The 8,085-nt window shown below is 39.7% G+C and carries 6 protein-coding genes, 7 tRNA genes and 2 rRNA genes (1 of these 15 running past the window's edge); all 15 read right to left on the reverse strand.

The genetic code is table 11. The features are described from left to right. Window positions 1-20 precede the first annotated feature (20 nt). Entirely contained in the window at window positions 21-1,319 is a 1,299-nt protein-coding gene (locus MHB75_RS11980) for a CdaR family protein (RefSeq protein ID WP_340997951.1), read from the reverse strand. After that, entirely contained in the window at window positions 1,319-2,158 is an 840-nt protein-coding gene (cdaA, locus tag MHB75_RS11985) for a diadenylate cyclase CdaA (RefSeq protein WP_141274279.1), read from the reverse strand. The genes MHB75_RS11980 and cdaA overlap by 1 nt, the downstream gene beginning before the upstream one ends. 165 nt (window positions 2,159-2,323) lie before the next feature. Further along, the gene (locus MHB75_RS11990; protein ID WP_340998624.1) at window positions 2,324-2,932 is read right to left on the reverse strand and encodes a zf-HC2 domain-containing protein; all 609 of its coding nucleotides are present in this window, start codon (window positions 2,930-2,932) and stop codon (window positions 2,324-2,326) included. Between the two features lie 11 nt (window positions 2,933-2,943). Beyond that, on the reverse strand, window positions 2,944-3,507 hold the full coding sequence (gene sigW / locus MHB75_RS11995) for an RNA polymerase sigma factor SigW (protein ID WP_068450194.1): 564 nt from the start codon (window positions 3,505-3,507) through the stop codon (window positions 2,944-2,946). Between the two features lie 116 nt (window positions 3,508-3,623). Next, entirely contained in the window at window positions 3,624-4,526 is a 903-nt protein-coding gene (gene rocF / locus MHB75_RS12000; protein WP_068450192.1) for an arginase, read from the reverse strand. A 199-nt stretch (window positions 4,527-4,725) separates the two neighbouring features. Further along, window positions 4,726-4,798: transfer RNA gene (locus MHB75_RS12005), tRNA-Lys, on the reverse strand. Window positions 4,799-4,814: 16 nt separating this feature from the next. Then, window positions 4,815-4,889: transfer RNA gene (locus MHB75_RS12010), tRNA-Gln, on the reverse strand. A 26-nt stretch (window positions 4,890-4,915) separates the two neighbouring features. After that, a tRNA-Tyr gene (locus tag MHB75_RS12015) sits at window positions 4,916-4,999 on the reverse strand. A gap of 12 nt (window positions 5,000-5,011) precedes the next feature. Beyond that, window positions 5,012-5,087, reverse strand: a tRNA-Val gene (locus tag MHB75_RS12020). Window positions 5,088-5,097: 10 nt separating this feature from the next. Beyond that, window positions 5,098-5,172, reverse strand: a tRNA-Glu gene (locus tag MHB75_RS12025). A gap of 96 nt (window positions 5,173-5,268) precedes the next feature. Then, a tRNA-Thr gene (locus tag MHB75_RS12030) sits at window positions 5,269-5,341 on the reverse strand. A gap of 21 nt (window positions 5,342-5,362) precedes the next feature. Beyond that, window positions 5,363-5,439: transfer RNA gene (locus MHB75_RS12035), tRNA-Asn, on the reverse strand. 736 nt (window positions 5,440-6,175) lie between these two features. Beyond that, window positions 6,176-7,300: an IS4 family transposase gene (locus MHB75_RS12040; protein WP_340997954.1), complete on the reverse strand. Its 1,125-nt coding sequence runs from the start codon at window positions 7,298-7,300 to the stop codon at window positions 6,176-6,178. Between the two features lie 364 nt (window positions 7,301-7,664). Continuing rightward, window positions 7,665-7,780 (reverse strand): 5S ribosomal RNA (gene rrf, locus MHB75_RS12045). A 57-nt stretch (window positions 7,781-7,837) separates the two neighbouring features. Then, a 23S ribosomal RNA gene (locus MHB75_RS12050) occupies window positions 7,838-8,085 on the reverse strand; it runs 2,682 nt beyond the window's last position.

Raw genomic sequence — 8,085 nt, forward strand, 5'->3', positions numbered from 1 at the left:
AAAACCATTCCTCATATACGTTAGTCTTGTTTCGTAAAACGAACTTTTATTTGATCTAACGACGGAGTCAATTCTATACCTTCTGAACTCTTTACTTGGATTGGTAGCTCTTGTATCCCATCATCAATTTTACTTGCATCAGCAAATGCTTGAATATCTGCTGTCGTCAGAGCTGAAATTAATTTAGAAGCGCCTTTTGCTATCACATTAATTTGCCCTGATGATGGTGTAATAAATTCTGCACTATAATCTGTAATATTCATGCCTTGCAACTTCACATTTATATTTTTAAATGTTTTTTCGACGTCTTCCGTTGCAGTATCTTCTTCAGCTTTTTTCGCTGTATCTGTTTCATTTTTGTTTTTCGCGCTCGTCTCATTTTCTTTTGATACTTTTACGCGTACATCAACTGCTGCAAATGATAAATCTGCTACACCTGTAGGTTTTTCGAGTGTTCCTTTAACAGTTGTCGTCTTTTTCAAACCTTCTACATCTGCATTTACAACAACCTGTTGTATTTTTTCTAAATTACCACGTGAACCATATACAAGTACTTTATCAGATTTAGGGGTTACACCATCAACTGTATAACCTTTTGCCGGTTTTCCTTTTTGGTTTACAACGAGTGGCACTTCTTTATTATACTCAGATAACTCAACTTTTACTTTAACGGTTTTTGGCTCTACGTCAACATTTAAAATATTCATATTGCGGTCAAAGATTTTAATTCCCGCTACCTTTTCGAATGTCTTATCTGCATCTTTACTCGCTGAGACTGTCGCTTTTACATACGTAATGCGATCCATGGCGCTCTTTGCACCAGATACAGTTACCGTTTCTGGCTCTGTTGTCATGTTTTTTACGTATTTTGTATCTGCAAGCTGCCCTTCATTAATTTCAGGTTCCACTTTCACATCTTTTGTAGTACGTTCTTCTACATTTACTTTTGCTGTTTTCGGTTCGACTTCTACAGCTAGTTTATCAGAGAATCCTTCAGGTTCAAACTTAACGACATGCGTTCCCGAAGGCTGATCTTTAATATTCGCAACCACTTTAATATTACGACCTGTTTTCGTTGTGATAACAATGCCTACAGGACCGCTAATTTTAACATCAACAGTCTGTGGTACGCCTGTGACAACAAAGTTATTATCATCGTATCGTAATTCAACAGGAACATCACGCAAAACTTCTTCTTTAATACCAGAGTTCGTCGAATCAATCGTATTACCGCTCGGTCTCACACTAAAAAACATTAAAATAGCTAGAGCTAAAGCTGTAATACGAAGCATCCAGGGGTTATCAATAAATTTATTCACTATTTTTTGCCCCCTTTCCATGACCAACGCGTTGTATTTTTCTCTGCCGTATCACCGAACCAAGCATTACGCAAACGTTGTTCAAACTCCTCCATTGAAAGGTCACGATGTAATTCACCGTTCACTGTTAAACTAATGCCACCTGTCTCTTCTGAAACAATGACAGTTACTGCATCTGTTACTTCACTAATTCCGATTGCTGCACGGTGTCTTGTTCCTAATTCTTTTGAAATGAATGGACTCTCTGATAGCGGTAAATAACACGCTGCCGCTGCAATACGATTCTTTTGAATGATAACTGCACCATCATGTAATGGTGTATTTGGAATGAATACGTTAATCAGTAATTCTGAAGAAATATCTGAGTTCATCTGAATACCTGTTTCAATGTAATCATTCAAACCCGTATCTTTTTCAATTGAAATCAATGCACCAATACGACGCTTCGCCATATAGCTAATTGATTTTGTCATCGCACTAATTAAACGACCCCGTTCCTCCTCTTCCTGCATACCACTTCGAGCAAAGAGCTTTCCGCGCCCTAACTGCTCTAGCGCTCGACGAAGTTCAGGTTGGAAGATAATAATAATTGCTAAAAAACCATAATCGATTACTTGATTTGTCATCCAGCCTAACGTTGTAAGCCCTAAATATTCTGTTATAATTCGAATAATAATAATGACGAAAATACCTTTTAATAATTGAACAGCTTTTGTGCCCTTAATTAATGTCAGTATTTTATAAATGACGAACCAAACAAGTAAAATATCTAAAATATTTAGAAATGTCCTTACAAGTTGATTCTCTGTTAAATTCGTTATTTCATTAATAAATGTCATGTGGAATCCCCCACTTTTCTAGCGCGTACGTATAGTAATATAAGTATAGCATAACATACCCCGTCCTCGCCTTTTTCAAGCCAAAAAAGGATAGAATTTACTTATCATATAGCCTGATATTCAAAAGGACGGAAAAATGCAGCTGCAAGTTTCCGTCCCCTTTAGTTATTCGAATGTGAATAGCTTTTTTGTGCCGTCTTTGATGGTGTACCATAACCATTCAAATGTATCATCAATTTCTTCAATCTGGCCTGTTACATTTGCAGTAGAGGCCATGTACTTTCCGTTAATAACGGTGACATCACCTTCCACCTTTCCATCAATGACTAAATCACCATTCGTGACAACGATATCCCCTTTTACCGTTTGTCCTGCCGGTACAGTCACGCGATCTCCTTCAACAACCATCCCCGGATGTTCTGTTACAGAAAATGCTGAGCGGTCATTGTATCCTGATAATAAAGAAGCACTCATTAAAATCATAAATAGTGCGGCTGCGACAAGAATCGGATGCCTTCTCAACCATCGCTGCACACCTGATTTTAATTTTGGCTTTGGTAATCGGAACATAACGCGCTCTGTAAATCCTGCTGGTACAGGCATCGCTTGTAATGTTCCCACTAAGTAAACGACACGATTTAATTCCTCCATATGTCGTTGACAATCCGGACATGTCTGTAAATGTTCAGTAAGCACTCGATCATGCTCAGAACTAATTTCTCCATCTAAACGCTCATGCATATAGTGGACAATCTCCTTTGGACATGTGTGCATCATGCTTCCCCCTACACGTCACCTAACTGCTTACGTAACGCTTCTCGCCCTCTGTGTACACGTGTTTTCACAGTACCTAGTGGTATTTCGAGAATATCGCTAATCTCTTGCAGCGGTAACTCCTCAATATACTTTAAAATAACGACCGTACGATATTTTTCTGGCAATCGACCAATTTCGTAATGAATACGTTCTTTTAACTCCATACGTTCTACTTCTTCGTCTGGTAGCCGTTCTTCTGACGCAATTTGCGAATACATATCTAGTCCTTCAGTTCCCGGTACTTCGGCATCTAAGTAATAGTCCGGTTTCTTCTTTCGCAAACGGTCAATACAGAGATTCGTCGCAATACGAAACAACCATGTTGAAAATTTTCGCTTCGGATCAAATGTATGCAAGTTTATATATGCGCGCACAAATGCTTCCTGTGCGATATCTTCAGCTTCTTGTTGATTCCCAACAATACGATAGCATACGTGATAAAGACTCTGCTGGTAAGAGTTCACAATGTCAGAATACGCATTTTGATCGCCCTTCAGCACCTGCTTTATTCGTTTGTGTATTAACGTGTCCATTGTGATGTTCCTTCCAACTAAACTGTACTTGATATACGTTTTATTCCATCATATAGTTTCAAAAATCGAGTACGTATATTATTGTAACATGAAGAAGGGGGTTATGACTTTTCAAACTATACCAGTGACTCACCTAATAGCGAACCCATTAAGCCTACAGCTACATTTGCTGTTGCATTCTTCGTATCTAAAACAGGATTCACTTCTACAAACTCAGCTGATGTTAACAGGTTCGACTCTTGTAACATCTCCATCGCTAAGTGACTCTCACGATATGTAATACCTCCTGGTACTGGTGTCCCTACACCTGGCGTATACATCGGGTCTAAACCATCTAAATCTAAAGATAAATGCAAACCATCAATTTCACGAGAACGTAGGTAAGCAAGTGCATCTTCCATAACAGCTGCCATTCCTAAACGATCAATCTCATGCATTGAATATACTTTAATGCCTTTTTCTTTAATTAGTTCGCGCTCTCCTTCATCTACCGATCGTGCACCAATAATTACTAAATTTTTCGGATCAATCTTCGGCTGCTCCCCACCAATATGCGTTAGCTTTTCATGTCCTAGTCCCATTGCTACTGCAAGCGGCATACCATGAATATTTCCTGATGGTGATGTTTCAGCAGTATTCATATCCGCATGTGCATCATACCAAATCACACCTAGATTTTTATAATGCTGCGCAAGACCTGCTAATGTTCCAATCGCAATACTATGATCACCACCTAATACAAGTGGAAATTTTTTATGTTCAACTGCTGTCGCAACTTGTTCTGCTAATTTTGTACATGCTTCTACAACTGCGCCTAAATTACGCAATTTCGGATGTACTTCTAGTTTGGCTGCGTTTGGCACGTAGATATCCCCTTCATCTACAACTTCATGTCCTAATGCCTCTAAACGCTCTACAGCACCTGCATAACGAATAGCACTCGGTCCCATATCTACACCTCTACGCATTTGACCAAAATCGATTGGCACACCAATCATTGAAATATTTAATGTTTCCATTAAAACAACCCCCTTTGTTAGTTGTTTCTATTGTAAACATGTTTATGCAAATGGTTCAACTGCACATGAATTCGCATAATTATTCAAAAATAGCTATTTAAAGAATAGATTTTCTAAATGAAAACCCTATCCTTGTTTTTTCATTTTTTCGTAAAAAAAAACCATCTCAACAACGTGAGATGGCTGCAATCATAATGGATGAGTCATGCAGGATTCGAACCTGCGACCCTCTGATTAAAAGTCAGATGCTCTACCAACTGAGCTAATGACTCATTATAAAAACAAAAATGGCTGGGGTACCTGGATTCGAACCAGGGCATGACGGAATCAAAATCCGTTGCCTTACCGCTTGGCTATACCCCAACAATGGAAATGATATTTAAATTAAATGGTGGAGGGGGGCAGATTCGAACTGCCGAACCCGAAGGAGCGGATTTACAGTCCGCCGCGTTTAGCCACTTCGCTACCCCTCCGACAAAAAAATATGGTGGAGGATGACGGGATCGAACCGCCGACCCCCTGCTTGTAAGGCAGGTGCTCTCCCAGCTGAGCTAATCCTCCGAAATATGAATGGTGACCCCTACGGGATTCGAACCCGTGTTACCGCCGTGAAAGGGCGGTGTCTTAACCGCTTGACCAAGGGGCCATAAATTTAAGTCTTTCTTAACAAGACAAGAATTATAATATCATCTTTATGATGTTATTGCAAGTGTTTTTCGAAAATAATTTCTAAGTTTTCGTAAGCTTCCAACCGGGCTCGAACCGGTGACCTCTTCCTTACCATGGAAGCACTCTACCTGCTGAGCTATGGAAGCATAGCTTTTAAACATAAAAAATGGCTCCGTTGGCAGGACTCGAACCTGCGACCCTCTGATTAACAGTCAGATGCTACTACCAACTGAGCTACAACGGAACAACACTATTATTTTGTTGTGCTATCTCTAACACAATTATTATTATAACAAAATATAAAGTAAATGCAATAGCTTTTTAAATAAATTTTTAAACTTTTTATTTTCTGATTTCATTCGTTTATCTAAGTATTTTGAAGCCATTATGACGTTTTATTTTACGTTTACATATCTAAAGAGGTTTTTTATCTCACAATAGTTTATAACGTGTTTTAAAACGTATTATATAGCTTAAAATAACATCATTCTATATATTACTATAAAAGACTATATGAGCTTGAAAGGATCTACTGTAGATTCTAACTTTCTAGTTACAATAATCTCTTTTCCTTGTAGATGGATCGCCTTTGCGACAGGACGTCGCGTTTTTTGGCGATCAGGATGTCGTGTTCTTTGGCAATCCTCCTTAAATCTTTTCAAGGTTTCCCCCTTTTTGGAACATAAAAAAGTAACCACTCAGACGAGTGATTACCTTAGCTTGCATAGCAACGTCCTACTCTCACAGGCGCGTCGCTGGATGCGATGCGGATTGCCTTTACGACAGGATGTCGTGTTCTTTGGCAATCCTCCTTAAATCTTTTCAAGGTTTCCCCCACTAGCGTCGCATAAATTTTAACGAAATATTCCGTTATTTTATTTTTCTGTTTCAGATGAAAAACGAAGACACTGGAACAGAGGTAGTAATCATCCATTTTTTTACTATAACCTGTGACGCGTGCAACAATAGTGGCTTAAACCTTATGGAACGGCTTTTCCTGTGATTTTACGAATCCATAGATGAGCCGATTTCCAAGGGGATGCTCTCAATAAACGACTGATTTTCAAGTACGTTTTTGAACTGTTCGTGTTTAACTGCGCCAGCACATGTAGACAATACACGATCATCGCGATGTACACCTGATTATGCACACCTTGTTCGCTTTGTGCGTAAAACTTCTTGATGTTCAAGTGTTGCTTCAGCCATTTGAAAAATAGCTCGATTGCCCAGCGTGATTTGTACAATTCAGCGATTTCATCTGCACTTAAATCAAATCGATTCGTAATCAGATGCAGCTCGTTTCCTTTTGAATCAAGCACTTTGATGAGACGAAAGACATTTTCTGCACGATTTTGCGTTGTGCCAATCAACATCATTTCATCCGAAAGTACAGTTGAATCGGTCGGCAGTTTAAATGGCTCGATGACACGGAGGACAGCGTTTTTTCGCAAGCGAGAGACGAAGAAATAACCGTCGTCTGTCATGCGGTCGAATCGCTCGTAATCCAAGTAACCACGGTCAAAAACGTATAGGCATTCCTTATCGTCTACGAGTACTTCCAGCTGGCCACGATCATGTTCTTTCGCGTTTGTCAGCACCGCCTTGTCTGGGTACGAACAGCCTTTTTCTGCGTAAACTAACCGCAAATGAAGCTTGATGCCCGACTTTGTTTTACGGAATTCAGCCCATTTGTGATTGTTTAGGTTTAAAGGAAGCGTGCTCGAATCAATAATTTTCAGTGGTGTTGTCATGTTTCGGCGCTGTTCATAGTACGACTTTTCATGAATTTGAGCGACTAAATCCAAAAATACTTGTTGGAACACTTCAGTCGGCACTTGGTTTAACCGGCGCCCGAGCTGTGAAAAGCTAATCGATTGTAAATCGGTTGCTTTTTGAAGGTCGTCTGAAAACAGAGTTTCGCTGACTGCACGTAAGCTTTCGGTTTCATTCAGTTGCGCAAACAGCAGTAATTTCAAGAAAGAAGCGATGCGTAGCTTCTTTGTATAGTAATTTAATTGATGGGATTCGACCCATTCCTCTAATTTTGTCGAGGAAATTGGAGAAAACCATTGTTCAAATGATGTTTTTCGTGTAAAATTATCCATGCTTATGTCCTTTATTTTGGATTTGGATGGTTTACTATCACCCAACCATTATAAAGGCTTTTTTTTGTGCTTAGATTACATTACAGAAAATTCAGTTTAATTAAAGGTGTGCGATTATTTTAATGCAACGCTAGTGGGTTTCCCCCTTTTTAGAACATAAAAAAAAGTAACCACTCAGACGAGTGATTACTTTAGCTTGCATAGCAACGTCCTACTCTCACAGGCGCGTCGCTGGATGCGATGCGGATTGCCTTTACGACAGGATGTCGTGTTCTTTGGCAATCCTCCTTAAATCTTTTCAAGGGTTTCCCCCTTTTTTGGAACATAAAAAAGTAACCACTCAAACGAGTGATTACCTTAGCTTGCATAGCAACGTCCTACTCTCACAGGGGGAAACCCCCAACTACCATCGGCGCTAAAGAGCTTAACTTCCGTGTTCGGCATGGGAACGGGTGTGACCTCTTTGCCATCGTCACTACACGATGAAAGATTTATTCTTTCAAAACTGGATAAACGGTTCATTGAAACACAATTGTTTTGGTTAAGTCCTCGATCGATTAGTATTCGTCAGCTCCATATGTCACCATACTTCCACCTCGAACCTATCTACCTTGTCGTCTTCAAGGGATCTTACTTACTTGCGTAATGGGAAATCTCATCTTGAGGGGGGCTTCATGCTTAGATGCTTTCAGCACTTATCCCGTCCATACATAGCTACCCAGCGATGCCTTTGGCAAGACAACTGGTACACCAGTGGTATGTCCATCCCGGTCCTCTCGTACTAA

The sequence above is a fragment of the Kurthia sp. FSL E2-0154 genome (assembly GCF_038003625.1).
Classification (GTDB): Bacteria; Bacillota; Bacilli; order Bacillales_A; family Planococcaceae; genus Kurthia; species Kurthia gibsonii.

Bases quoted from the DNA above. Each gene is read 5' to 3' on its own strand.
- cdaA (WP_141274279.1), bottom strand. From the start codon at position 2,158: ATGACATTTATTAATGAAATAACGAATTTAACAGAGAATCAACTTGTA.
- MHB75_RS11990 (WP_340998624.1), bottom strand. From the start codon at position 2,932: ATGCACACATGTCCAAAGGAGATTGTCCACTATATGCATGAGCGTTTA.
- sigW (WP_068450194.1), bottom strand. From the start codon at position 3,507: ATGGACACGTTAATACACAAACGAATAAAGCAGGTGCTGAAGGGCGAT.
- rocF (WP_068450192.1), bottom strand. From the start codon at position 4,526: ATGGAAACATTAAATATTTCAATGATTGGTGTGCCAATCGATTTTGGT.
- MHB75_RS12040 (WP_340997954.1), bottom strand. From the start codon at position 7,300: ATGGATAATTTTACACGAAAAACATCATTTGAACAATGGTTTTCTCCA.